The 25,496-nt window shown below is 61.9% G+C and carries 18 protein-coding genes and 1 pseudogene; 12 read left to right on the top strand and 7 right to left on the bottom strand.

The window, feature by feature from the left end; translation table 11 throughout:
• Positions 1-34: 34 nt before the first annotated feature.
• A complete protein-coding gene (locus AC244Q_RS27735) occupies positions 35-880 on the bottom strand; it encodes an alpha/beta fold hydrolase (RefSeq protein ID WP_128406872.1) in 846 nt (281 codons plus the stop codon).
• Between the two features lie 4 nt (positions 881-884).
• Positions 885-2,045, bottom strand: coding sequence for an FAD-dependent monooxygenase (locus AC244Q_RS27740; protein ID WP_012755434.1), 1,161 nt, complete (start codon positions 2,043-2,045; stop codon positions 885-887).
• A 114-nt stretch (positions 2,046-2,159) separates the two neighbouring features.
• Here AC244Q_RS27740 and AC244Q_RS27745 point away from each other — a divergent pair, with 114 nt between their 5' ends.
• The gene (locus AC244Q_RS27745) at positions 2,160-3,083 is read left to right on the top strand and encodes a LysR family transcriptional regulator (RefSeq protein WP_012755435.1); all 924 of its coding nucleotides are present in this window, start codon (positions 2,160-2,162) and stop codon (positions 3,081-3,083) included.
• 4 nt (positions 3,084-3,087) lie between these two features.
• Here AC244Q_RS27745 and AC244Q_RS27750 read toward each other — a convergent pair whose 3' ends face one another.
• Both AC244Q_RS27750 and AC244Q_RS27755 read right to left on the bottom strand, forming a co-directional pair.
• A complete protein-coding gene (locus tag AC244Q_RS27750) occupies positions 3,088-4,449 on the bottom strand; it encodes an MFS transporter (RefSeq protein ID WP_017996352.1) in 1,362 nt (453 codons plus the stop codon).
• Positions 4,450-4,703: 254 nt separating this feature from the next.
• Entirely contained in the window at positions 4,704-5,987 is a 1,284-nt protein-coding gene (locus AC244Q_RS27755) for an ABC transporter substrate-binding protein (RefSeq protein WP_012755437.1), read from the bottom strand.
• 191 nt (positions 5,988-6,178) lie between these two features.
• On the opposite strand from AC244Q_RS27755, the gene AC244Q_RS27760 reads away from it, so the two are divergent.
• The 6 genes and pseudogenes from AC244Q_RS27760 (at position 6,179) to AC244Q_RS27785 (ending at position 14,313) form a co-directional block, all read left to right on the top strand.
• A complete protein-coding gene (locus AC244Q_RS27760) occupies positions 6,179-8,701 on the top strand; it encodes a hypothetical protein (protein ID WP_128406873.1) in 2,523 nt (840 codons plus the stop codon).
• Positions 8,702-8,718: 17 nt separating this feature from the next.
• Positions 8,719-9,813 (top strand): beta-galactosidase BglB, encoded by a 1,095-nt coding sequence (bglB, locus tag AC244Q_RS27765; RefSeq protein ID WP_128406874.1) that lies wholly within the window; start codon positions 8,719-8,721, stop codon positions 9,811-9,813.
• Complete coding sequence (gene pglB, locus AC244Q_RS27770; RefSeq protein ID WP_128406875.1) at positions 9,810-11,174, top strand: polygalacturonase PglB; 1,365 nt, start codon at positions 9,810-9,812, stop codon at positions 11,172-11,174. Before bglB ends, pglB begins: the two co-directional genes overlap by 4 nt.
• A pseudogene (locus AC244Q_RS27775) lies at positions 11,162-12,267 on the top strand (ABC transporter ATP-binding protein). Before pglB ends, AC244Q_RS27775 begins: the two are co-directional and overlap by 13 nt.
• Positions 12,268-12,269: 2 nt before the next feature.
• The gene (locus AC244Q_RS27780) at positions 12,270-13,265 is read left to right on the top strand and encodes a carbohydrate ABC transporter permease (RefSeq protein ID WP_128406876.1); all 996 of its coding nucleotides are present in this window, start codon (positions 12,270-12,272) and stop codon (positions 13,263-13,265) included.
• Position 13,266: 1 nt separating this feature from the next.
• Positions 13,267-14,313 (top strand): carbohydrate ABC transporter permease, encoded by a 1,047-nt coding sequence (locus tag AC244Q_RS27785; protein WP_012755443.1) that lies wholly within the window; start codon positions 13,267-13,269, stop codon positions 14,311-14,313.
• A gap of 279 nt (positions 14,314-14,592) precedes the next feature.
• On the opposite strand, the gene AC244Q_RS27790 is transcribed toward AC244Q_RS27785, so the two are convergent.
• The gene (locus tag AC244Q_RS27790; protein ID WP_128406877.1) at positions 14,593-15,744 is read right to left on the bottom strand and encodes an ROK family transcriptional regulator; all 1,152 of its coding nucleotides are present in this window, start codon (positions 15,742-15,744) and stop codon (positions 14,593-14,595) included.
• A 269-nt stretch (positions 15,745-16,013) separates the two neighbouring features.
• On the opposite strand from AC244Q_RS27790, the gene AC244Q_RS27795 reads away from it, so the two are divergent.
• A complete protein-coding gene (locus AC244Q_RS27795; RefSeq protein ID WP_128406878.1) occupies positions 16,014-17,045 on the top strand; it encodes a helix-turn-helix transcriptional regulator in 1,032 nt (343 codons plus the stop codon).
• A gap of 46 nt (positions 17,046-17,091) precedes the next feature.
• Here AC244Q_RS27795 and AC244Q_RS27800 read toward each other — a convergent pair whose 3' ends face one another.
• Together AC244Q_RS27800 and AC244Q_RS27805 are read right to left on the bottom strand one after the other, a co-directional pair.
• On the bottom strand, positions 17,092-18,171 hold the full coding sequence (locus AC244Q_RS27800; RefSeq protein WP_012755446.1) for a LacI family DNA-binding transcriptional regulator: 1,080 nt from the start codon (positions 18,169-18,171) through the stop codon (positions 17,092-17,094).
• A 75-nt stretch (positions 18,172-18,246) separates the two neighbouring features.
• Positions 18,247-18,879 carry a TetR/AcrR family transcriptional regulator gene (locus tag AC244Q_RS27805; protein WP_012755447.1) on the bottom strand — a complete coding sequence of 211 codons (633 nt, stop codon included), beginning with the start codon at positions 18,877-18,879 and terminating at the stop codon, positions 18,247-18,249.
• A gap of 111 nt (positions 18,880-18,990) precedes the next feature.
• Here AC244Q_RS27805 and AC244Q_RS27810 point away from each other — a divergent pair, with 111 nt between their 5' ends.
• The 4 genes from AC244Q_RS27810 (at position 18,991) to AC244Q_RS27825 (ending at position 25,475) form a co-directional block, all read left to right on the top strand.
• Positions 18,991-20,064 (top strand): efflux RND transporter periplasmic adaptor subunit, encoded by a 1,074-nt coding sequence (locus AC244Q_RS27810; RefSeq protein ID WP_128406879.1) that lies wholly within the window; start codon positions 18,991-18,993, stop codon positions 20,062-20,064.
• Positions 20,061-21,146: an efflux RND transporter periplasmic adaptor subunit gene (locus AC244Q_RS27815; RefSeq protein WP_128406880.1), complete on the top strand. Its 1,086-nt coding sequence runs from the start codon at positions 20,061-20,063 to the stop codon at positions 21,144-21,146. The genes AC244Q_RS27810 and AC244Q_RS27815 overlap by 4 nt, the downstream gene beginning before the upstream one ends.
• On the top strand, positions 21,143-24,214 hold the full coding sequence (locus AC244Q_RS27820) for an efflux RND transporter permease subunit (protein ID WP_128406881.1): 3,072 nt from the start codon (positions 21,143-21,145) through the stop codon (positions 24,212-24,214). The genes AC244Q_RS27815 and AC244Q_RS27820 overlap by 4 nt, the downstream gene beginning before the upstream one ends.
• Before the next feature lie 79 nt (positions 24,215-24,293).
• Positions 24,294-25,475, top strand: coding sequence for an alpha/beta hydrolase (locus tag AC244Q_RS27825; protein ID WP_128406882.1), 1,182 nt, complete (start codon positions 24,294-24,296; stop codon positions 25,473-25,475).
• Positions 25,476-25,496: the final 21 nt, after the last annotated feature.

The raw sequence follows: 25,496 nt of genomic DNA on the forward strand, positions 1-25,496 counted from the left end.
ATGGCCGGCGCCTTCGTAGCGCCGGCATTAGGCGTTAGCCGTTGGTCCGCTTGAACAGCGATCGGATCGCATCGGCGATCTGGTCGGGGCATTCGATCGGCGTCAGATGCCGCGCGGCGGGCAAGACGGTGAGGGATGCGCCCGGAATGGCCGCAGCGAGATCTCGGGCCGTCTCGACGGGTGTGGCGTAATCCTCCTCGCCGACGACCACCGAAACAGGAAACAGGAAACCTCCCAGATGCCGGCGCAGATCGGCATCGCCGAGCATGGCGCAGGTCGCGGCATAGGCATCGATATCGTTGGCGGTAAAGACCGACATGGCATGCTGAACCTGCGCCGGATGATCCATCCGGAATCGATCGCCGAACCAGCGCGTTGCCTGAAACTCGGCCATCGATGCCAGCCCTTCGCTGCGAGCCTTTGCCGCCCGGGCCCGCCATTCCGTGAGCGCGTTGGCACCATACCAGGCGGTGGTATCGATCAGCAGCATGGCGCGCACCAGCTCGGGGTGCCGCGCCGCGAAGGTCTGCGCCACGCAACCGCCCATGGAGCAGCCCGCGACGACGGCGTCACTCCACCCGAGTTCTCCCATCAGGTCGGCGATATCGTCGCCGAACCGCTCGACATCGTAGGGACCGGCAGGCTTGTCGCTCCTGCCATGGCCACGGCAGTCCATCGTGACGATATCCGCATCCTCCAGCCGCCCGACAACCCGATCCCAGACACTGGCGTCGAGCGCCAGTGAATGGATCAGAACGACGCGCGGCCCACCCGGCCGTCCACTGCGTCTATAAGCAAGGCCGATACCATCGGACGTTCTCGCATAGGCGACGCCGGAAGCCGTCTCGCGCGCATTTGCTGCACTGTTGGACATCGACATTCCCTTATCCGGCAAGCGCCATATCGTTTTCGCCCACGAGCGGCACGTTCCACGCATCGTAGCCATAGAGCCAGGAGGTGTCTTCGTTGCCCCCCGACATCCAGGTATTGGCGCTCGAAATCGCCTGGATGCGTGAGGTGCGCGGCTTGCGGTTTGCCTCGTAGCGGCGGAACGCGCCTTCGATGTCGTCATTGTCGACGCCGGCAAGGCACCGCGCCAGCACTGCCGCGTCCTCGATCGAGGTCGCAGCTCCTTGCGCCATATAGGGCGTCATCGGGTGGCAGGCGTCGCCGAGAAGCACCACGCGTCCGTCGCTCCAGCGCGCCAGAGGTTCACGTTCGAGGATTGCCCACTTGTGACAGTCCGGGCATGCATTGAGAACCATCTGCACTTCCGGATGGAAGCCTTCATAGGCGGTGCGCAATTCCTTCACGTCGCCCTTGGCGGACCAGGATTCCGAGGTCAGCCAGTCAGCAGGCTCAGGCACGCTGGTGACGAAGTAGAGCGAGCTGCGGTCTGCGGCGGTGTAGTAGATGACGATGTGGCGATCGACACCCCACCACTTCGTTCTGGACGCCTGGATCTCGCCGCCGTTCATCAGGCTCGCGTCGAAGACCGCGCGGTAGGCGATCCGGCCCTTGTGGATCGGTTTGTCAGGGCCGACGACGATGTCGCGAACCAGCGAATGCACGCCATCAGCGCCGATCACCGCATCGGCATCCGCCTTCGTGCCGTCGGCGAAAGAGAGCGTCACGCCGCCCTTCGTCTGATCCAGGCCGACGAGCTTCTTGCCGAGGTGAACGATCTCCGGCGGCAGCACGGAATAAAGCGCTTCATGCAGGTCGGCCCGGTGCATGCAGAGAAAGGGCGCGCCGTAAAGGCTTTCCGGCATCGGAAGCTCGCGCTTGATCTCACCGGTATCCCAGACGCGGTTGAGATGAGAATAGGGCTCGAACGCAAGTTTCTGAAGCCTGTCGAGAACGCCGATACCGCGCAGGACGCGCGACGAATTCGGCAGCATCTGGATGCCGGCGCCGATGCGGGCAAATTTCGGTGCCTGCTCGTAGACATTCACGTCGATACCGACCTGGCGAAGGGTCGCCGCGGCGGCGAGACCACCCATGCCGGCACCAACGATCGCGATTTTCGGTTTACTTCCAGCCATGCGATTTTCCTCCCTTGGCAATCAAGATGGCGCTAGTCGTAATCCGGCATCTATAGTATGTAAAATATTTATATAATTCATGCATGGAACCTTTTAAGTTTATGTTGGAAGCCGATGGAATTGAGACACCTCCGCTATTTCGTGGCCGTCGCAGAAGAGGGGAGCATCTCGCGAGCTGCCGCGCGTCTCAACATCCAGCAGCCGCCGCTTGGTCAGCAGATCCGCGATCTTGAATACGAGCTTGGCCTTTCCCTCTTTGATCGGCATCCGAAGAAGATCGTGCTCAACGCTGCCGGCGCGGTTTTTCTTGCCGACGCCCGCGACATTCTGAAGCGCGCCGGTCAGGCAGTCGAAAATGTCCGCCGCTACCACAAAGGCGAGGCTGGCCAGTTGTCCGTCGGCTTTACGAGTTCCGCGTCGCTGCATGTTCTGGCGCCGAAGCTGCTGCAGCAGTTCCGTCTTTCCTATCCGCTCGTGAAAATCGCCGTCGAAGAAAGCGAGACCTACGAACTCATTCTCGCCTTGCAGGAGGGCCGTATCGATGCAGCGTTGCTGCACATCGACGCAAATCGATTTCCGGATCTGGCGAGCACGGTGCTTTCCGAAGAGGACATGATCGTCGCCATCCCTCTTGGTCATCCCCTTGCGGATGAACGCCTCGGTCCGATCACGCTGAAAATGCTGGAGGGGCAGGACGTGGTCGTTTACCGGCGACCCGACGGCCCAGGCATATTCGAGCGTATCTTGCAGTCCCTCGATCGTGCAGGCGTGACGCCTGCGATCGTCGACGAAGTCTATCGCATCGTCGCAGCGATCAACCTCGTTGCAGGCGGTCGCGGCGTCACGATCGTTCCAACCTCCATGCAGGTCCTCCATCCGGAGGCCATTGCCTATCGCGCGCTCGCTCCCGGCCAACTTTCACCCTTGCCGCTCTGCATCGCTTACCGGCGTGATCTGAAACTCTCCATCGTGCGGAATTTCGTTGCGCTGACGAAGGACATCGCCGCCGTTCCGCCGCATATGCGTGATCGTGCCTGACCGTTCAGAGCAAGCGCCAGGCAGCGAGGCTTCCAAGCAGTTGCGTGCTGCCGCCGACCGACATCGCGACGATGAAGGCCGTTTCTGCTTCTCCCAAAAAGGCGAAGATCGCTCCCAGTAAGGCGACGCCTATCGTCGCCCCGACCATGCGGGCAACATTGATCAGGGCGCTCGCCGTGCCGGCGCGATCGGCCGCCACGGTTGAAACCGCGACCGCCGTCAGAGGCCCCGTCGCCATGCCCATCCCGACCCCGGTCAGCAACAATCCGACCTCTTCGGCAATGAACCAATCGGCCAGAAAGGATGAGCCGAGCAGAAGGTTGCCCAAACCCATCAGCGCCAGTCCCGCCGATATGGTGCGTTTCTTCCCCAGGCGCTCCGAGATCGAACCGGAGAAGGGTGAGATCGCGATGAAGCTGATGGCCATTGGCAGCAGAGACAGCCCGACCTCCACCGAGGCCAGGCGTCGAAGGCTGAGGGAGGCGAGTGGAAAGAGAAAGAGCGTGCCATACATGCCGAACGTCATTGCCGCCGTTCCGGCCATCGCACCGCGAAACTGCCTGCCCGAAAACATCGAGATCGGAACCAGAGCCGTCTGCTCCAGGCGCTTTTCGACGATGATGAAGAGCAGCAGAAGCAGGGCGCCGGCGATGGCCAGGAGGGCCGTCCACAAAGGCGGCAGATGCAATGATTCGATCGCCGTGAGGGTAAGAACGGTGAGGGATGCTATCCCCAGCAACTGACCCGGCATGTCGAAGGACCGGCCTTGCCGATCGGCGCTTTCCGGAACGAAAAACCGTGCCGCCGCCGCCGCGATCAGCGCGATGGGGATGACGACGAAGAAGACGGATCGCCAGCCGAAATCACGGATGAGGAAGCCGCCGAGGCTTGGGCCGATCGCAAGCGACATTCCATTGCAGCCGGCCCAGATCCCGAGCGCTCGGGCACGGACCTTCTCATCCCGGTAGATGACCCGGATCAGCGAAAGCGAAGCGGGCAGCAGGAGGGCGGAGCCGAAGCCGGTCAAGGCTCTCGCGGCGATGAGGATCGCGATGGTCGAGGCGAATGCGCAGCCAAGGCTCGCCAGCGCCAAGACAGCGCAGCCGATCACGAACATCAGACGTCGGCCGTAAAGATCGGCGAACAAGCCGCCGCTGATGAGAAGTGCTGCGTAAACGAGATTGTAGGCGTCGACGACCCATTGCAGCTCGGTGACGGAGGCTTTGAGATCGAGTCCGATTGGCTGAACCGCCAGATTAACGACCGATGTATCGACCTGCGCCACGATCACGCCGAGGCAGAGAATGGCGAGAGAGGCCGGCTTCAACTGTGCGTAAGCCCTGGAGTTTTGTTCGATTGAATTCATGACGCTGCCTTTCCATTACAGCGCCGCGCGTCATTTTAGACGCTCAAAGGACGCTGTAACATTTTGAATTGCCGCGATAATTTTATCGCTAAGCCAATTCCGGAAGGAATTATGCAGTAGGAAACGTAACGTCGTTCAGGCCATCGACAATTCGAAACGCATCGAAGTGTTCGAGAAAAAACGAAAAAGCCACGGCCCTGTTGCGAGGCCGTGGCTGCTGCGTGCGCGCATTTTGCGGGACAACGCGTGACCGGTTACTTGGCGGCGAGCGCCTGGTTGACCTTGTCGACGTCGGCATTCATCGCCTTGAAGGTCTCGTCGAGGGAAAGCTCGCCGACGATCAGCTGGCTCATCCTCTGGACGATGAGCTGATAGATGGCGGAGGATCCCTTGAGACGTTCCAGGTCCCGGGCTGCCTGCGGCACGCTATTGCGGCTTCCGAGGAAGACGGCCATCGCCTCCTTGGCATTCTTGCTCTCAAGCTTGTATTGCGGGTCCTTGATGTCGGCGCCCGTCAGGACGACGTAATTTTCAGCGATTTCACGCTGGACCTTTTCAGAGCCGAGGAACTCGATGAACGCGGCCACGGCCTCGGGAGACTTGGTGCGCTTGAAGCCAACGATCGCGGTGCCACCGGGCATCGCATAGCAGCCGGCATCGCCGCAGGGCGCGCTGATCGCCGTCCAGTCGAAGGCGTCGCCGATCTTCTTCTGGAACGGATTGACCATCCAGTTGCCGGCGAGATAGGTCACGACGTTGCCGTTGACGAACTCGTCACCCATGTTCTTGTACTGGGTTCCCCCGGCAGCACCCCACATTTCCTTCGGGAAGGAGCCGTCCTTCGTCCAACCGTAGAGATCCGTGACGTAGCGCTTGGCGGCATCGTCGGGGAAGAAGAACTTGCCGTCCTTGACGTAGTTCGAACCGTAGGAGAATGCCGCGCCGGAAAAGCGGTGGCCCGAGCGGTCCATCGTGAAGGGGATCTGAGCGCCGGTCGCCTTGGCGACGCGCGCCGAGGCTTCGACGATATCCTTCAGCGTGGCGGTGGGCTTGGGAAGCGGTTCGCCGGCCTGTTCGAACAGCGTCTTGTTGACGAAGGGCAGGTTGAAGGTCTGCGAGGCGATATAGCCGTTGATCGACTGCGGATCGTTGACGCCGGGGAAGCGGAGCGTGTTCAGGCTGTCGCCGTGCAGCTTGGCGAAGCCATCCGGGTCCTTCATGTAGGGACGCATGTCGAGGTAATAGGGCGCAAGCTGCCAGTCGGTGATCTTGGCGATGTCAGGGCCCTCGCCGACGGCAAGCTGCACCGGCAGCTGCTTGGCGACCGCATCATAGCCCGAAGAGACGAAGTTGACCTTGACGTCGGGATTCGCCGTCTCGAATTCCTTGCTGAGCGCTTCCATGCGCTCGACGTAAGCCTGGTCGTCGTCGGTGAACAGAAAGGTGATTGTCTTGGTTTGCGCCATGGCCGCGCCGGCCCATGCGAAAGAAACGGTTGCCAACGCCAGTGCGACGGCCCCTGAGAGATAGGTTTTCATTTTCATCCTCCCATGAAAACATTTTCATCAATCGCGGCCTCAGCCATCGATAAATCAATTTCATATACTTGACATTCGTTGCGTCAAGCTGTTTTCTGCGGCAATAGCGATGTTTTTGGGCATTTTTCAAAAATGGCGCGCACAAATAACCTAATGAAAATATTTTCATAGGATTGCGGAGGAGGCGGTCTGTGAAAACGGAATGCATCAAGCAGCCGGGCGAGATGGCGCCAGCATACAGTGTGGCCACGGGCCAGACGATCACGGCATGGGCCGTTTCCGGCCTCATCGCCAGCTATTTTCCCGGCGAGCCCGCGCCGGCCGAAGATCGCGTAAACTATCGTTTCATCAACGGTTTCGTCGATGTCGGAGATCTGCCCTGCCGCAAGGCCTTTTGGTCGACCATGGTCGGGCGGCCGCTATTGCCCGACACCGCCTGGCCGACCGAAAGCCTCAATCTTCCCGGCTCGAACCGTCGCGTCGAGTTCACCGGCTTCTGGCACGTACCGACGCATCTCAGGCGATGGCTGAAGGGCACGTTCAGAACGGAGACCGCGCGAACGCTCAATCTCAGACTGAAGACCTGCGGCGGCGTTCGCATATGGGTCAACGGACAGGAGGCGGTGCGCTTCGAACCCTTCAAGCGCAACACCGAGAGCGCAACCGACATAAGGCTGGCGCTGGACGCCGGCGACAACCAGATCCTCGTCCATACCGAAGACTTGGCCGAGCGTGACACGACGTGGTTCTTCGAGCTCGAGATGCTGGACGAGGAGCCGCTCTGCGTGCTGCTGCCCGTATCGTTGGATCAGGATGAGGTCCGCGAGCTGGAAGCCCTTGCTCGCGGCGTCCGTCCGGCTCGCGACGTCTTCGTCAATCAGCCGCTGGAGATCATCTTCGGCACAGCGCCCGAACGCGATCTGCCGGTAGAGATCAAGGTCGTCGGTCATGGTCACGAGCGGCCCGTTCTCGCGCATTCCCGATTGACGCTCAAGGCCCATCAGAGCAGCCTAACGGCCGACGATATCTGCGGCATTCCGGACGGTTATCACGGCGTCCACATGACGATCGGCTCCGGCACGGGCTCGGTCACGCGCGTCATCGATGCCGCTTTCATGAGCAGCATTTCGCCGTTGTCGGCCGAGGCGTCGCTCGCCGCCCGCAAGCGGCAGGCGCTGGAATACAGCGCCCGCTTCGGCGCGAACCGCGTCGGGCGCCTCATTGCGATGATGGAAACCGGTCACCACGACCAGGAAAGCTTCGACCGCATCATCGAGGCGACGCTCGCCTCCATCGATGCGCGGGAGGATTGCTCGGATTTCATCATGGTGCCGCTCTTGTGGCTGCTCGGCGCCTATGCCGACCGGATGCCCGATGCAGTGATCGCTCGCATCCGGCATTCCGCCCGCTCCTACCGTTACTGGGTCGACGAGCCGGGCAACGACGCGATGTGGTTCTGGAGCGAGAACCATGTGCTCTGCTTTCATACCAGCCAGCTGCTGGCCGGACTTCTTTTGCCCGACGAGGTGTTTTCGGCCTCGGGCCGCACGGGGCGGCAGCAGGCGGAACTTGCCGGCGAGCGGCTCGGCCGCTGGTTCGACAGCGTCGAAGCCCATGGGTTGGCGGAGTGGAACTCGGCGGCCTATTACCCGATCGATTTCATCGGCCTGCTGGCGCTGGAGCGCTGGGCTGAGGCGGCCGTTGCCCAGCGCGCCCGCGCCCAGATCGATCTCATCTTCCGCATGATCGCCCTTCACACGCTCGCAGGCGTTCCGGCCGGATCGCAGGGCCGTGCCTACGACAAGGAGTTGCGCGCCGGCCCGCTGACCGAGCTTGCGCCCTTCGCCCAGGTCGCCTTCGGAACCGGCTGGCTGAACAATGGTGTGGCGGCATTGACCATGTTCTGCGCCGGCAGCTATGAGCCGCCCGCCGATCTGGCCGAACTTGCGCCGCTCACCCGATCAAGAAGCGTCGAGGCGCGCTACAGCCAGGGCCTCGAGAGCGGAAAACTCGTGCTGTTCAAGAACGAGGCGGCGCAGCTTTCGACGGTCGTCGATCACAAGACCGGCCAGAAGGGGCACCAGCAGCATGTGCTCGACATCCGGCTGGCCGGCCATCCGATGGCGAGGCTGTGGGTCAACCATCCCGGCGAGGACGACCCCTGGGGCAATCAAAGGCCGTCCTATTGGGCCGGCAACGGCATCCTGCCGCGCGTTGCCCAGCATCGCGACGTTGCCCTCCTGATCGAGGACACAAGCGACGCACGCCACGCATGGACGCACGCCTATATCGGCCGCGACGGGCTGGACGATCTCATCATCGAAGACAAGTGGCTCATCGCGCGATCGGGCCGGGGATTTTCCGCCCTCTGGGCGTCGAACGGCCTGGAGCTGATCACCGACGGCCCGACCGCCGGCCGCGAGGCGCGCTCCTACGGGCAGCTTTGCGGCTGGGCTGGTATCGTCGGATGCGGCAACGACGATGCCTTCAAGGCGTTCGTCGAACGCCTGGGCCAGACGACGGTTTCCTTCGATCCCGGGCTTCGGCGTCTCTCTCTGACGCCGCCGGGCGGCCCGGCGATCGACCTCTCCTACGCCGATGGTCTTTCGATCGGCGGCGAGGCGAGGCCCTTCACCCACGATCAGCCGCAACCGATCCTCACCTACGACAGTGCTGCCTCCGGCGCCGGCACTGACGGGCCGTTCTACTCCTGAAAACATAGGTCTCCAGCATGAACACAACATCTGTCGATAACGCCGCCCTCCTGACGACGATTGATCGCGTGGCAACGGCTTTCAGCCGGCTCAGAGGCATCAAGGAAGGTCTCGTGACGGGAAATTCGGCCTCCGGAATCCAGTTCGACGAGTGGGACTGGGAAGTCGGCGTCGGTCTTTACGGCTTCCTGCGCCGCGCCATTTCCACCAATGATCAAAAAGCGCTGCAGGAACTCGTCGCCTGGTATGCCGGCCAGATTGAACGCGGCCTGCCGCCGCGCCAAATCAACAGCACGGCGCCGATGCTGCCGCTTGCGATCCTGGTCCAGCATGTCGACCGTCCCGACTTTCGCGCGCTCGTCGAGGACTGGGCCGAATGGCTCGTCAAGGAACTGCCGAAGACCGAGGACGGCGGCTTTCAGCACGTCGTCAAGGAGCGCCTCAACGACGGCGAATTGTGGGACGATACGCTGTTCATGGCCTGCCTGTTTCTCGCCCGCGCCGGCGTTCTCTGCGAGCGCAGCGAGTGGATCGACGAGGCCGTCTATCAGTTCGTGATCCACACCCGCTATCTCTCCGATCCGGTCAGCGGGCTCTGGTATCACGGCTGGACCTTCAACGGACGGCACAATTTTGCCAATGCCTTCTGGGCGCGCGGCAATGCCTGGATCACCGTCGCCATCCCCGAGCTCTTCGACCTCGTTCCGACGCTCGGGGAGAAGGACCGGCGTTTTCTGTCGAACGTCCTCGTCAGCCAGGTGCGCTCCTTGAAAGCATACCAGCGGCCGGACGGCATGTTCACGACGCTTCTCGACGATCCGTCGTCGCCGCTGGAAACCTCGGCCACGGCGGGCATTGCCTACGGCATATTGCGCGCCATCGATGCCGGCATTCTCGACAAGGACGACAGGGCCTATGCGGAGCGCGCGCTTGCGGCGGTGCTGGCGCAGATCGATGAAGAAGGCGTCGTCCACGGCGTCTCGGACGGCACGCCGATGGGTCATGACCTCGATTTCTACAAGCGCATCCCCAACGTGCCGACGCCTTATGGCCAGGCGCTGACCATGCTGCTGCTGACGGAAGTCTTTCTCGAGAACGGCCAGCGCCAATGAGCCCCGTGTCTCTTGTCGCGATCGAGCCGGCGCAGAGCGACGATACGGTCCGTCTGCAGGCGGCCATCGACGGCCTGTCGGCTTCAGGCGGCGGACGCGTTGAGCTCATGGCCGGCATCCATGTCTGCCGCGGGCTCCAGCTCAGATCCGGCGTCGACCTTCATCTGGCCGCCGGTGCGATCCTGCGTCCCGTTCCGGATTACGCGGCCTATGCGCAGACGACCGTTTCGGTGATCGCCGAAAAATCCGACCGCGGCATGATCGTCGCCAAGGATGCGCGGCGGATCAGCCTGACGGGGGCGGGGCGCATCGAAGCCGGTTGTGACAGCTTCATCGTGGGAGACGACGAGACGGTGGGAACCTTCATCCCGGCCGAATTTCGTCCCCGCGTCGTCGTCTTCGAGGGCTGCGACGAGGTCGAGATCAGCTCCGTCCATATTTGCCGCTCGCCGATGTGGACGCTGCACTTCGTCAACTGCACCGATGTTGCGGTCAGGAACGTGATCATCGACAACGACCGCCGCCTTCCCAACACGGACGGGATCGTGCTGGATGCCTGTCGCGGCGCCGTTATCGAGGATTGCCGGATATCGACGGCCGACGACGGCATATGCCTGAAGACGAGCATCGGTCCTGACCGTGTCGCCATCGGGCGTTGCGAAAACATTCTCGTCCGCAGATGCTCGGTTCAGAGCCTTAGCTGCGCGCTGAAGATCGGCACGGAAACGCATGGCGATGTCACCAATGTCGTGTTCGAGGATTGCAGCGTCTCATCTTCCAACAGGGCCCTCGGCGTATTCTCCCGCGACGGCGGCCGGATATCGAACGTGAGGTTCTCACGAATTGCGGTGGAGTGCCGCGAGACGCCCGATGGTTTCTGGGGTTCGGGGGAGGCGCTGACCGTCAATGTCGTCGACCGTGTTACGGAACGCGCGGCAGGCGCCATCGAAAATCTCATCGTCGAGGACATCACCGGCCGGATGGAGGGGGCGATCACCGTCATTTCGACCTCGCCGGCCGGCATCCGCAACGCATCGCTGGCACGCATCGCCATCGATCAGCAGCCGGGGCAGCTCGGCACTGCGCGATCCTACGACCTGCGTCCGACAAACGCAGACCTTTCCCCGACAGCCGATGGCGGTGGCCGCGCCAATGCCTGGACCCGCGGGTCAGACGGGCGGGTAATCGGTCTTGAGCACTATCCGGGAGGAATGCCGGCCGTCTACGTGGCTGATGTCACCGGGATCTTGATGAACGAGGTGCGGATCACACGGCCGACACCGCTGCCGCAAGGCTGGAACAAAAACGACGCCGTCTTCGAAACGGCGGCACCTGATGGGAGTGGGGCATGGCAGAACTGAAACTTTCCAACGTCAACAAATCGTATGGCTCGGTCAAAGTCCTGCATGACGTCGAACTCGATATCACGGACGGCGAGTTCGTCGTCTTCGTCGGGCCGTCGGGATGTGGCAAGTCGACTCTGCTGCGTGTCATTGCCGGCCTCGAAGAGGTGACGGAGGGCGCAATCGCGATCGGGGCCGCGATGTCAGCGCGCTCTCGCCGGCCGAGCGCAAGATCGCAATGGTCTTCCAGTCCTACGCGCTCTATCCGCATATGAGCGTTCGCAAAAACCTCGCTTTCGGCCTGGAGAACCTGAAGTTCAAGCGTGCCGAGATCGAGGCGCGGATTGCCGAGGCCGCCAGGATGCTGGCGATCGAGCCCTACCTGGACCGACGCCCGAAGCAGCTTTCGGGCGGCCAGCGCCAGCGCGTGGCGATCGGCCGGGCTATCGTGCGCGAACCGGACATTTTTCTCTTCGACGAGCCGCTGTCGAATCTCGACGCGGCGCTGCGCGTTCAGACCCGCGCCGAGATCACCAAGCTCCACCGCGAGATCAAGACGACGATGATTTATGTCACGCATGACCAGGTCGAGGCGATGACGATGGCCGACAAGATCGTCGTGCTGCGCGCCGGGCGGGTCGAGCAGGTCGGCGCGCCGCTGGACCTGTTCGATAGCCCACGCAATCTCTTCGTCGCCGGCTTCCTCGGCTCGCCGCGCATGAACATCATCAAGGGCAAGGTCGCTGGCATCGAGGAAGGCGGCGTCGTCATCGATGTCGGCAATGGTGGCAAGGTCGTCAGCGATGTCGATCCCGCCGGAATTGCGGTCGGACAGGCTGTTCTCGCCGGCATCCGGCCCGCGCATTTTTCACGCTCCAGCGAGCAGGGCCTGCCGTTCATCGTCCAGTATCACGAGGGCCTCGGTACGGAGACCTATGTCTATGGCAATCTTGCAGGCCATGACGAGCAGATCATCATTCACGAGGCCGGCCATTTCGCGCCGGCGCCTGGTGATCGCATCCTGATCGATGCCGCCCCGGGGCGGGTTCATCTGTTCGATCCCGAAAGCGGCCTGGCTTTTGCCCGGCGGCCCGGACAGGGGAGGCGCTGAACATGGCGGCGCTCAAGGCAGGTGCATTGCTGTCCCAGGCAGGGGAAACGGCGATGAGAGTGGTCGAAGCCCCGATAAATGTGATCGAGCGCATCTTCGGCCGCAAGCGTATGCCATGGCTGTTCCTGGCGCCGAACCTCGTTCTGTTCGCCATCTTCACGTTCCTTCCGATCGCGATCGCGGTCGGTTACGCCTTCACCGGCGGCACCAATCTATTCGTGTCGGAGCGGCCTTTCGTCGGCCTGGACAATTTCCGCACGCTGCTTTCCTGCGGCAATTATCTGCAGCCGGGAACCTGCCAGGAATCGCTGTTCTGGACGGCTGTGTGGAATACGCTCTGGTTCGTGGCCTTCAATGTCGTCGCCACATTGCTCGTGGCGCTGATCACGGCGCTGATCCTCAATCGGGCGATCGTGGCGCGCGGCTTCTTCAGGGCGATGTTCTTCTATCCTGTCTTGCTGTCGCCCGTCGTCATCGGCCTGATCTGGAAATGGTTCCTCGATCGCAACGGGCTGCTGAACGCCTTCTTCCAGATGATCGGCGTTCCCCCTGAGATCTTCCTGCTCGACGTCGGCTGGTCGCGCTTCTTCGTCGTCGTGGTGTCGGTCTGGTTCCACATGGGCTTTTACACGCTCATCCTCTTGGCCGGCCTCCAGGCCATCCCGAAGGAGCTCTACGAGGCTGCCTCCATCGATGCCGCCTCGCCGCGCCGCACGCTGTTCAGGATCACACTGCCCCTGCTGGCCCCGAACCTCTTAGTCGTGTTCATTCTTCTGATGATCAAATCCGTCCAGATCTTCGACGAGGCCTGGGTTCTGACCAATGGCGGCGGTCCGGGCACGGCCAACAGCTTCATCGTCCAATATATCTACCAGATGGCATTCGGCAGCGATCTTCGCCTCTTCGGACTGGCTTCCGCCGCATCGGTTCTCATGGGGCTGGTGCTTCTGGTTCTCACCCTCATACAGCTGCGTATCGGCAAGCGAATGGAGTCCTGAGATGAACCCGATCAGCTTTTTCAAGCGCACACGCCGGGCCGGACGCATCGATATCACCGACATATTGTCGTGGGTCTGGCTGATCGGCGGAACCTTCGTCGTGCTCGTTCCCGTCATCTGGGCCGGCCTCTCCTCGCTGAAGCCGGCCGCCGAGATCACCCGATTTCCGCCAACGCTGCTTCCTCGGGCCGCCGTCGAGCAGACCGTACCCGGCTTCGACAAACCGCTCAGCCTCTGGAAGGTCACCATCGACGGTCAGATGCGCGAAATGGCCATGGTCCGCCGCATCGGCCTCAAGGCCCAAATGGTTGATCCCGCAAATCCGGGACAGCCCGTCAGCGTCGACGTCAAGGGGCTGACGCCGGTGCAGAAGCTGACGATCGCCACGCAGAATTACACCGATCCGCTGACGCGCTTCAACTTCCTGACCTTCCTCAAGAATTCGGTGTTCGTCACCTTCGTCGCAACGCTGCTGACGCTGATCGTCAACGCCATGGCGGCATTTGCCCTGTCGAAATACAAATTTGCAGGGGATACGACGGTCTTCGTCATCATCATTTCAACGCTGATGATTCCGCTCGCCGTCGTCATGGTGCCGGCCTATCTCGTCATCGTCGGGGTCGGGCTTGCCGATAACCTCTGGGGCGTCATCCTGCCGACGGTCGCCTCTCCGACCGCCGTCTTCCTGCTGCGGCAATATATGCTGACCATACCCGACGAGCTGATAGAGGCGGCGCGCGTCGATGCGGCGAGCGAATTCTGCATCTTCTGGCGCATCATCCTGCCGCTGACGGCGCCGGCTCTCGCGGTGCTGGCGATATTTTCCGTGCTCTGGCGATGGAACGACTTCCTCTGGCCGCTCATCGTCCTCAACAGCCGCGAGAATTTCACCCTGCAGGTCGGTCTGAATGCGTTCCAGGGCGAGTTCTCGGTGCAGTGGCACTATATCCTGGCGATGACGTTCCTCAGCCTGCTGCCTGTCACCATCGTTTTCCTGTTCCTGCAGAAGTACATCACCACGGGCATCGCCGGAACAGGCATGAAGTGAACGGCAAGGCGTGGAGATAGAGATCTCCTCACAATCGCCGAACGACCCATACCACGCCTACCTCCCGGCTGAAGCGCGTCGCAATGAACCTGGTTCATGCGGCGCGTTTCGGTCGTTGTCTTTGTGCGTGACTCCCAAGGCCGTTGCTCATACTGAGGGAGGTTCGCCGCGGCAAGCGTAGCGCTTGCCACCGAGGCCAGCCGCCCCGGCGACCTGGTAGGCCGCCGTTTTTGGGCTATGCCGACATCGATTTCAAAGTGCGACGGCGTCCTGCACACGTCACAAAACGGTTTCGAAGAGCGGGATCAAGGCCGCGCCGATTGCGCCGGGGGCATCGATTATCTGCGCCACATCAAGCCTGGGGACGTCGCGTAAAACGCCATGCCGAGGCAGATTGTTGAATTCGGTCCGTTCGATCAGCATTCTCGCGAGTGAGTGCGGAAGCTCGCCGCCGAGGACGATCAATGCCGGGTCGAATATTGCGCAGATCGCATTGATGGCTCGATTGTGGGCCGGCGTGACGCGGTCGACCCACTCGCCAACGCCATCCCAGTCCATCAGGTCCTCGTTCTTCAGGTCCCTCAGGGTCAGGTTCATGCGCCCTTTGGCACGAAGATGTTCAAGCAGGACGCCGAGTGCAGGGCGTTCCTCGTAGTCCTGACGCCCGAAGAGAACGGAAAATTCGCCGGCGTTGCCGAAATTGCCGCGAAACGGCATGCCTCCGGAAACCAGGCCGCCGCCATAGCCATGAAGATGGGCGATGTAGGCGAAATCTGCGACATCGCGGCCAACGCCGAAAATGGCTTCCGCCAAGGCTGCGGTCCTGGCGACATTGTCTGCCCAGACCGGCAGGCCAAGTTGCTTTCCAAGCAAAGGTGCCAGGTCGATCAACGACCAATGAGCGAGCGGCAAGGGGCAATTGAAGGCCGTCTCCAGCATGCGGTGGCCGGCGACGGCCAGACCGACGCCGAGGACGTCACGCCGTTTGGCGCCCCGGCGGGCAAGAATGTCTTCGACCGCCGCTTCGATCCGCTCCATTTCATCGGATAGCGAGGAGCCCGCCTGTGGAATTTCCATGTTTTCCATTGGTTCGCCGAAACCCATGAGGCAAAGGCCGATCGAACCGACATTCACGGAGATGCCCAGGGTTAAACACCAGTCTTTGCGAAGGGTCAGCTCCGGGCTGGGCGGTCCCGGCCGCCGGGTTTCCGAATGGGAAAAGACGAGCATTCCTCGCTCATGAAGCCGCGCGACGATCCTGTGCAACGATTGCTGGGTGAGATCGAGCGGCTCTGTCAGGTCGGAGCGTTCGATCCCCGGAGACTTCCAGATCAGCCGCAACAGGTCGCGCTCGTTGCGGGAAGCCACGCGCATCGGTTGTGTGTCTCGCAAAAAATGCGCGGCAACATGGTCTAGCGGATCATACTTCATTTTCGGTTCATTTTGATTTACACTGTGAGTGTGAACCACATTGGGAGGGCATTCTGCTTCTGTCAAACAAGGAATTCGATCCCCGCTTTGCCGGCCCTGCTTACCTCATCGAGATTGGCCAAGCCAGTCAGGCCGACGGCCTTTCAAAGGGGATCGTGTCCGAGCGTTTGGAAGGCCACGATATCGGCGTTGCGGCGGTCTCGAACGAGATGGAGCGCCTGATCGGCGGTTAGCGGGGCGGGGTGTGGAGAGGGAAAGAACCAAGTTGCATGATATCGTGGAGATCCGAAAATACGGCGCGCGCGCCCGAGCCTGAGGCATCCGAGTTTGCGCCAACGCATGAAGGCACTGACTTCGAGTCGATGGTTCGAGCCTATTCGGCGGGCTACGGGGTGTTTGGCGCCAAGCCGCTGAGCAACGATCGGGCCTTTGCCTGGGCCGCGGACTTGCGAACAAGTGAGGCATTTACGGTGCTTCATTCGGTTTATCAGAGTTCCTGGACAAGTCGGACGCTCGATGAGACGCCGCAACACCTTGCGTTTTACATTCCGCACTCGGGATCCTTCCGGCTGTCCATTGGAAAGACCGTGGTTGAAAGTGGGCCTGGTCGTCTCCTCATGGCCAACAACCACGAGGCTGGCGATCGTCTCATCCTAGGTGGCCCGCACTGCTCGGACGCCCTCTTTCTGGACTGGAAAGTTGTGAGGCGAATGCTCGTTTCACTGGTGGAAATGCCGATCCTCGACTCGCTTGACCTTGAGCCGGTTGTGGATCTCGCAACGCCGTCGGGCCAGCTTATCGGCAGCCTGGTGCAGACGATCGTGCAGGGCATGCGCAATGGCGGTCCACTTCTGTCTTCACCTCTGGCCTTGGCGGCGATGAGCGAAACGCTTGCTAACCTCGTGATCCGTTTTGGCCGCCACCGTCTTTCCGACCATTTGGAAAAACAGAAAGTTTGTTTGATCGCGCCGTGGCATGTCCGGCGTGCTATTGACTATATGCACGCCAACATCGCAGAGCCCCTCACCATGACGATGGTTGCCGATGGTGTCGGTGTTTCACTTCGCGCGCTGCAAACGGGTTTCAGGGCCTTCCGAGGGACTTCACCGGGCGGTTACTTGCGCACGATCAGGCTGCAAGCAGCCCGCGACCAATTGCGGGATCCGATGAATCAGCGATCCGTCCGCGAAATCTGCGCGACGTGGGGTTTTTCTCATGCCGGCAGGTTCTCGATCGTCTACCGCAGCGCCTTTGGAGAAAGCCCGCGCGATACGCGCCTGCAGGCTGAGCGCTTGCGATGAGCAAGGACGCCGAAAAGTGCGAACGGTTTTCGGACAACATCATGCTCTAGGAGCGCGGTGCCGCGATACTGCCGCGCAGGACGAGATGGCATCCGAGTTCCAGGCGATGGGCCGGCCGCTGCGGATCGTTGGCGATCAGCCTCTGTTCGATGAGTGCCAAAGCGGCAGCGCCGAGCTTGTCTGTGGGAACGCTGACCGTCGAAAGCGGCGGGCGGCTGAATTCGCCGGGGACGATGTCGTCGAACCCCAGCACTGATATCGCTTCCGGCACGCGTATGTCGCGATCGGCCAATGCCTTCAGGCAGCCGAGCGCCAGATTGTCGGCCGCGCAGAAGACGGCGGTCGCGCCTTTCATCGTGGGATCGCGGTCGAGCAGCGCGTTGATGGCTGCCTCGCCGTGCCTCGGCTCATATCCCTCGGCCTCGACGATCATGCCATCCGGCACCGGAAGCTGCGCGGCGAAATAAGCATCGGAGAAGCCGTCATATCGGCGCTGGATCGTCGTGCGGCCCTTCCATGTCAGGTGCAGGATACGGCGATGCCCAAGCGCCAGCAGGTGCTCGATGCCGAGCCGCGCCCCGAAGCGGTTTTCCGGGGTGACCGTATCGACCAGCATGGCAGGGTCTTCGCCGTTGACGATGACAACAGGCATATCAGGCGAGGCGAGGCTTCGAATCAGTTCCGGCTGATCGTCGTTCAGAACCACAATGCCGTCGGCACGTTCCAAGAGCGCGATCTGCCTGACCTGAGCGCCGTCAATGCGCCGGCCGGTGCTGACGAAGGGTACGATCCTGATGCCGCGGCGTTCGCACTCCCTGCGAAGACCGTTGAGGATCGTCCAGCTCACCAGATTGAGGTCGCTCTCGGGCGCGGCATCGTCGGGAATGGCGAGAAGCAGGACGCGCAAGGTCGCGATCGTCGCCTTCTTCCTTCGGCGGTCGAGGTAACCCAGGCGTTTGGCCGAATCCAGAACCCTTTCGCGCACCTCGATCGTCAGCGGCGCGGTTCCGTTGAGCGCGTGCGAGGCCGTGCTCAGCGACACGTCCGCGTCGCGCGCGACATCCTTGAGATTGACTTTGCGTTCCACTGTTTCCGTCGCGAATTGAGGGCGTGCCTTCGAAGGCATAGCTAACTCAATGTTTTTACATAAAAACTTGAGAAAAGCTACGTGCCTGGCGCGGTATTTTTCGCCATTCCGCGATCAGTGAGGTTTGGCCAGCAGGCCATTGAGCAGCAGGTCGAAATAAGCCTGCAGGAAGGCCTCCTTGTTGGGAGTGGGCACGCGGCGGTCGTCGAATATCAGCCGCAGAACTGTCGTCGTCAGGATGGGCGCGACCACGATTTCGGAGAATTCCACCGGAATTTCGCGAAACTCCCCCGACGCCACACCCTCCAGAATGAGAGCGTCGACCTTGGCGATGATCGGCTCAATGAATTGATCGTGGTGGCGGTCGATCAGGTCGGGGAACCGGTGTCCTTCGGCAATGACCAGCCGCGTCAGCTCGCGGGTCGTGCGATCCTCGGCGATTTGTTCGTAGAGCAGGCCGAGAATGGAAATCAGCCGGTCGGTGACGCTGCCGCTGAGGCCCTCCGTGATCCCCAGCAGTTCCTGAAACGGCACGGAGAAGTGGTTGATCATGGCTTCGAAAAGCTTCTCCTTCGTCTCGAAGTAGACATACACCGTACCCTTGGTGACGCCGACCCTGTCGGCGATGTCTTCGACTCTCGTGCCTGTGAAACCGCATCTGACGAATTCCTCGAAGGCGGCATCGAGAATCTGGATGGGCCGCAGCGCCTTTTGTTCAGAGCGTGTGAGCTTCTTCTGGGCTGTCATTTTCTGATCCTCCAACCTGTTGCGTGCGCTCTCTCCCTGCGACGCAATGTTTCATTGACTAATCGGTCAGTCAATTATATAGCAGCTGCCGTTGAGAGCAAGAGGTCAACTATGAGAACCATTCTGGTCGCCGCAGCGATCATATGCGCCATCGGTCTCGGATCATGCAGCGATGCGGGCGGGCCGACTGAGCCAACCCCACGGGTGGTCGGCACCGTCGTCGCCAAGTCTGAGTCGTTGGTTCAGGGCGGCGCGATCACGGGAGAAGTGCGGGCGCGCGTTCAGACCGATCTGTCCTTCCGCGTCAGCGGCAAGATCATCGAGCGGCTGGTGGAAGTCGGACAATCCGTGAAGGCGGGGCAGCTCCTCGCGCGGATCGATCCGGAAGAGCAGAAGGCCGACCTGGGTGTGGCGGCCGCCAATCTTCAGTCGGCCGAGGCGCAGCAAACTCAGGCGCAGCTCGCTTACGACCGCCAGCAGAGCCTGTTTCGAACCCAGGTAACGACGCGTGCGGCACTCGATCAGGCGCAGGAGGCGCTTCTGACCGCGCAGGCATCGACGAAGTCGGCGCAGGCGCTGTTGGAAACCGCTCAGGACACCTTGTCTTACACGGAGCTGAAGGCGGACGCCGACGGGGTGATCACCGCCCGCAATGCCGAGGTCGGGCAGGTGGCGCAGGCCGCCCAGGTCGTCTTCTCGCTTGCCCATGACGGCGACAGGGATGCCGTCTTTGAGGTGGTCGAAAGCGCGTTCCTGCGCCCGATCGACGGCGACGGGACCGTGACGCTTCTGTCGGACCCGACGCAGAAGATCGCCGCGAAGGTTCGCGAAATTTCGCCGACAATCGATTCTTCCACCGGAACCATCAAGGTCAAGGTCGCGATATCGAGCGACGCTCCGATCCCTCTCGGCGCACCCGTCGTCGGAAGATTCAATTACGTCTCGCAGGACGTCATCCAGCTTCCCTGGTCGGCCATGACGTCCAAGGGCGGCAATCCGGCCGTCTGGATCGTCGATCCCGCATCGTCTGCGGTGTCGGCAAGGGCGGTGGATGTCGCCGGCTATGAGACTGGCAGCTTCATCGTGAAGTCAGGCGTGTCTGAACGAGACATCGTGGTGACGGACGGGACCAAGTTCCTCAGGCCGGGTGAAATCGTGTCTTATGTCAAGGAAGCTTCCAAGTGAGTATTCGTCTCAAAATAGTCGCTCTGATGATGGGTACGGCCCTGATCTCCTCCTGCGCGCCGCAGGATGAGAAGAAGGGGGAAGCGCCCCGTCCCGTGCTGTCGATGACAGTCAAGCCGACGTCGGCCTCGAGCTTGAGCCTGACCGGTACGATCGAGCCGACGATCGAGACCGAACTCGGCTTCCGGATTCTCGGGCGGACGATCGCCCGCAACGTCAATGTCGGCGATCTCGTCAAGAAGGATGACGTCGTTGCCGCCATCGATCCGCTGGCGCTGGAGCTTGCCGTGCGCAACGCGCAGTCTGATGTCGAGAACAGCGACGCTCAGCTCAGGAATGCGGTGACCTCGGAGCAGCGCCAGCGCGCGCTGCTGGAGTCGCGATCCGGCACCGAAGCCTCGCTCGAAGAGGCTGAGCAGGCAAGGCGGACGGCGGCGGCCGCCGTCGCCAAGGCGCAGGCCAACCTCGACAAGGCTAAAGAGCAGCTCGGCTATGCGCAGCTTCGGGCGGAATTCGACGGGGTGGTGACGGCGACCTCGGCTGAGGTCGGACAGGTGGTGTCGGCCGGCCAGACGGTCGTGACCATCGCACGGCCGGACAAGCGCGACGCCGTGGTTGACGTGCCCCAGGCCGCCGCCCAGAAACTGAAGATCGGCGCGCCCTTCGAGGTGACGCTGCAGCTTGACCCGACCATCCGCACGTCGGGGACCGTGCGCGAAATAGCACCGGAGGCGGAGACCTCTACCCGCACGAGCCGGACCAAGATCGCGCTCACCAATTCGCCCGAAGCCTTCAGGCTCGGCTCGGTCATCACAGCCTCGGCAACCATTGCCGCCGATCCGCAGATCGTCCTGCCTTCCTCGGCAATCCTTGTCGGTAGCGACGGCCCGAGCGTCTGGATCGTCGATGCGGCGGCTAGGAAGGTATCGCTTCGCCGCGTGCAGATCGACGGCGACGCCGAAGACGGCGGCACCGTGCGCGTTACCGAGGGGCTCGCCCCCGGAGAAAGGGTGATCGTGGCAGGTGTGCATAAACTTGAAGATGGCCAGGCCATCCGGATCGACCAGGAGATCAGCCAGTGAAGTCCTTCAACCTCTCCGACTGGGCGCTCGAACACCGTTCGCTCGTCTGGTACTTCATGATCGTCTTCATTCTCGCAGGCGCCTTCTCCTACGTGAAGCTCGGCCGTGAAGAAGACCCGAACTTCACGATCAAGACGATGGTGATCACCGCCCAGTGGCCCGGCGCCTCCGCCGAAGAAGTGACGCGGCAGGTCACCGACAGGATCGAGAAGAAGCTCCAGGAACTGGAATCGCTTGATTACACCAAGAGCGAGACCGTTGCCGGCCAGACAACCGTCTTCGTCGAGCTGCTGCCGACGACCAAGGCAAAGGATGTCGCTCCCACCTGGCTGCGCATCCGCAACATGATCGCCGACATCAAGGGCGATTTCCCGACCGGCGTCGTCGGTCCCTTCTTCAACGATCGCTTCGGCGACGTCTTCGGAAACATCTACGCCTTCACCAGCGACGGCCTTACCCAGCGGCAGCTTCGCGATCTCGTGGAAAACGCCCGCTCCGAGGTCCTAACCGTGCCCAACGTCGGCAAGGTCGATGTGGTCGGTGCCCAGGACGAGGCGATCTATCTCGAATTCTCCACACGCCAGATCGCAGCTCTCGGGATCGACCAGCAGTCGGTCATCCAGACCCTGCAGGCGCAGAATGCCGTCACGCAGTCCGGCTTCGTCGATGCCGGGCCGGAGCGCATCGCATTGCGGGTGAGTGGACAGTTCACCTCCGAGGACAGTCTGAGATCGATCAATCTTCGGATAAACGACCGCTTCTTTCCGCTGACCGACGTCGCCACGATCAAACGCGGCTACGTGGATCCGCCGTCGGCGCTGTTCCGGTTCAACGGCGAGCCTGCGATCGGGCTTGCGATCGGCATGAAGCAGGGCGCCAATCTTCTGGAGTTCGGCGAGGGGCTCGACGCGCAGATGAAACGCGTCGTCGCCGATCTCCCGATCGGCGTGGACGTCCACCGTGTCTCCGATCAGCCGGCCGTCGTCGACGAAGCGGTGTCTGGATTTACCCGCGCGCTCTTCGAAGCGATTGCCATCGTCCTCATCATCAGCTTCATCAGTCTCGGTCTTCGCGCCGGCATGGTGGTGGCGATCTCAATTCCTCTCGTCCTGGCGATCACCTTCGTGGTGATGGAATATTCCGGCATTTCGCTTCAGCGCATCTCGCTCGGCGCGCTGATCATCGCGCTCGGCCTGCTTGTCGACGATGCCATGATCGCCGTCGAGATGATGGTGGCCCGCCTGGAGGCGGGCGACGATATCAGGAGGGCGGCCACCCATGTTTATACATCGACCGCCTTTCCGATGCTGACGGGGACGCTCGTCACCGTGGCTGGCTTCATTCCGATCGGTCTTAACGACAGCGCGGCGGGCGAATTCACCTTCACGCTTTTCGTCGTCATCGCGGTTTCGCTGATCGTTTCCTGGGTAGTGGCGGTGCTGTTTACGCCGCTTCTCGGCGTCACGATCCTGCCGAAGACCATGAAATCGCATTATGAGAAGAAGGGCCGCTTTGCCTCCATCTTCTCCTGGCTTCTGGGGCTTGCGATGCGCTGGCGCTGGGTCACCATCATCCTGACGGTCGGCGTCTTCGGCCTTTCCGTCGGCGGCATGGGGCTGGTACAGCAGCAGTTCTTTCCCAATTCGGACAGGCCGGAGCTCATTATCGACTGGAACCTCCCCCACAACAGTTCGATCGCCGAAACCAACAGGCAGATGGCGAGATTCGAAAAAGAGATGCTGGCCGACAACAAGGATATCGATCATTGGACGACCTATGTCGGCCAAGGGGCGCCGCGCTTCATCCTGTCCTTCGACGTGCAGACGCCCAACGTGTCGTTCGGGCAGACGATCATCGTCACCAAGGGGCTCGACGTGCGTGACAAGGTGCGGGCGGAACTGCAGGGCTATCTGACGAAAACCTTCCCCGGCACCGATGCCTTCGTGAAGCTTCTCGACATCGGTCCGCCGGTCGGCAAGCCGGTCCAGTACCGGATCAGCGGCCCCGATATTCAAAAGGTCCGCGATCTCTCCCAGCAATTTGCCGGCGTCATGGGATCACACCCGCTTCTGACGAACATGGTGCTGGACTGGAACGAGCCCTCTCGCGTGGTGAAGGTCGATGTGCTCCAGGACAAGGCGCGCCAGCTCGGCGTATCCTCCGAAGACATTGCCACCGCCCTCAACGGCATCGTCGAAGGCTCGACGGCCACCCAGGTTCGGGACGACATCTACCTGGTCAACGTCATCGGTCGCGCCAGGGCATCCGAGCGCGATTCCATCCAGACACTGCAGAACCTGCAGCTCTCCACCTCCAACGGCAAGGTCGTGCCGCTCTCCGCCGTAGCCAATTTCCGCTACGAGCTCGAGCAGCCGACCATCTGGCGTCGCGACAGGCAACCCACCATAACGGTCAAGGCTGCCGTCGTCGGTCCGACGCAACCGGCCACGATCGTCGACCAACTGAGGCCGAAGGTCGAAGAATTCCAGAAAGGCCTTCCATTGGGATACAAGGTGGAAGTGGGCGGCGCGGTCGAATCCAGCGCCGAGGCTCAGGGGCCGATCGCGGCGGTGGCTCCGCTGATGCTGTTTGCGATGGCGACGATCCTGATGATCCAGCTGCAAAGCTTCAGCCGCCTCTTCCTGGTGTTCGCCGTCGCGCCGACCGCTCTGATCGGCGTCGTCGCGGCGCTGCTTCTCAGCAATGCCCCCATGGGCTTCGTCGCGATCCTCGGCGTGCTCGCGCTGATCGGCATCCTGATCCGAAACTCCGTCATCCTAGTCGTTCAGATCGAGCATTTGCGCAGCGAAGGAATGGCGCCATGGCAGGCGGTCGTGGAAGCCACCGAACACCGCATGCGGCCGATCATGCTGACGGCCGCAGCAGCCACGCTGGCGCTGATCCCGATCTCGCGCGAGATCTTCTGGGGGCCGATGGCCTACGCCATGATGGGCGGCATCGTCGTCGGAACCGCGCTCACCCTGCTGTTCCTGCCTGCGCTCTACGTCGCGTGGTTCAGGATTCCGAGGGATGAAGGCGTTCAGGCCGAAGCCGCGGCAAAGGCATGAGCATGGGCTTCGACGTCCATCGCATGCGGCCGCCGCCGCGGCGGCCGCTGCATGTCCTGGTTTCCGAGGAGAGAGCTCGATGACGGAACAGCGTTTGAATGGGTTTCCGATGGGAGCCAAGGCGATGCTGGTCGCGATCGGCCTGGCGATGCTCGCCGGTTGCGCCACGAGACCATCGCCTGATGTGTTGAACCCGGTCCGTCTGCCGGTTCATCTCCCAGGTCATCTGAATGCATCGCTTCATTCCGATGAAGCCGCGGCGAACCACGTAAACGTGCTCGCTGCGACAAACAGGAGCCCCGACACTGCGCGCGGTGGGTTCGGGAGCGCGTGGGCTGACAATCTCACCTACGAGCAATATGCGTTTTCGGTCCCTCCCAACCGGAAGGACACCGCGATCACATATCCGACCGCGAGACCGGATCCCGAACGGCAATTTGCCGTCATCGGGCGCAAGCAGCTTGCAAAGGCGGCCTTCGTGCAGGCAGCGCTGGGCTCCGTTCAGTCCGACGGCACTGTCGGCATCTTCGTCCATGGCTATAACTATAGCTATCAGGAGGCGCTGTTTCGCACCGCGCAGATCGCTGCGGACGCCAATATTCCGGGCTCTCCGATTCTGTTTTCGTGGCCTTCGGCCGCTGCCGTCGCCGGCTATGTCGCCGACCGCGATGCGGCGCTGTCCTCGCGTAGCGACCTCGATTCGCTTATCACCTCGCTCTCGGCTTCAGGAAAGGTGAAACGCATCATCCTTTTCGGACACAGCATGGGCGGATTCCTGGTCATGGAGACAGTGCGTGAGCTCAAACTGCAGCATCGCGATGACGTCATCGGTAAACTGGCGGTGATCCTCGCCGCCCCTGACATCGACGTCGATGTTTTCCGGTCGCAGTTGAAGGATATCGGGCGGATGCCGATCCCAATATCCCTTCTCGTTTCGAAGGACGACAGGGCGCTGGTGGCCTCGAGCTTCATAGCCGGAGAGCGGGCGCGGGTCGGACGCCTCGATATCGACGATCCCGTCATCAGGGAGGCTGCCTTGAAGGAAAGGCTTCGGGTCATCGACATCACGTCGATCCAGGCGTCCGACGGGATGGGGCACGACCGCTACGCATCGCTCGCCAAGTTCGGCGCGCAGCTTGCCTCCTTCGAAAGTGGGAAGCGTTCGACCGCCGGCGAGGTTGGCGCCTATGTCTTCGATGCCGCCGGCGCCGCGGTCGCAAGTCCATTTCGTCTGGCCGGACGTGTCGTCGGCTCGCAATGAACAGACCGAGGTAAGAGCCGC

The sequence above is a fragment of the Rhizobium sp. CB2179 genome (assembly GCF_057653455.1).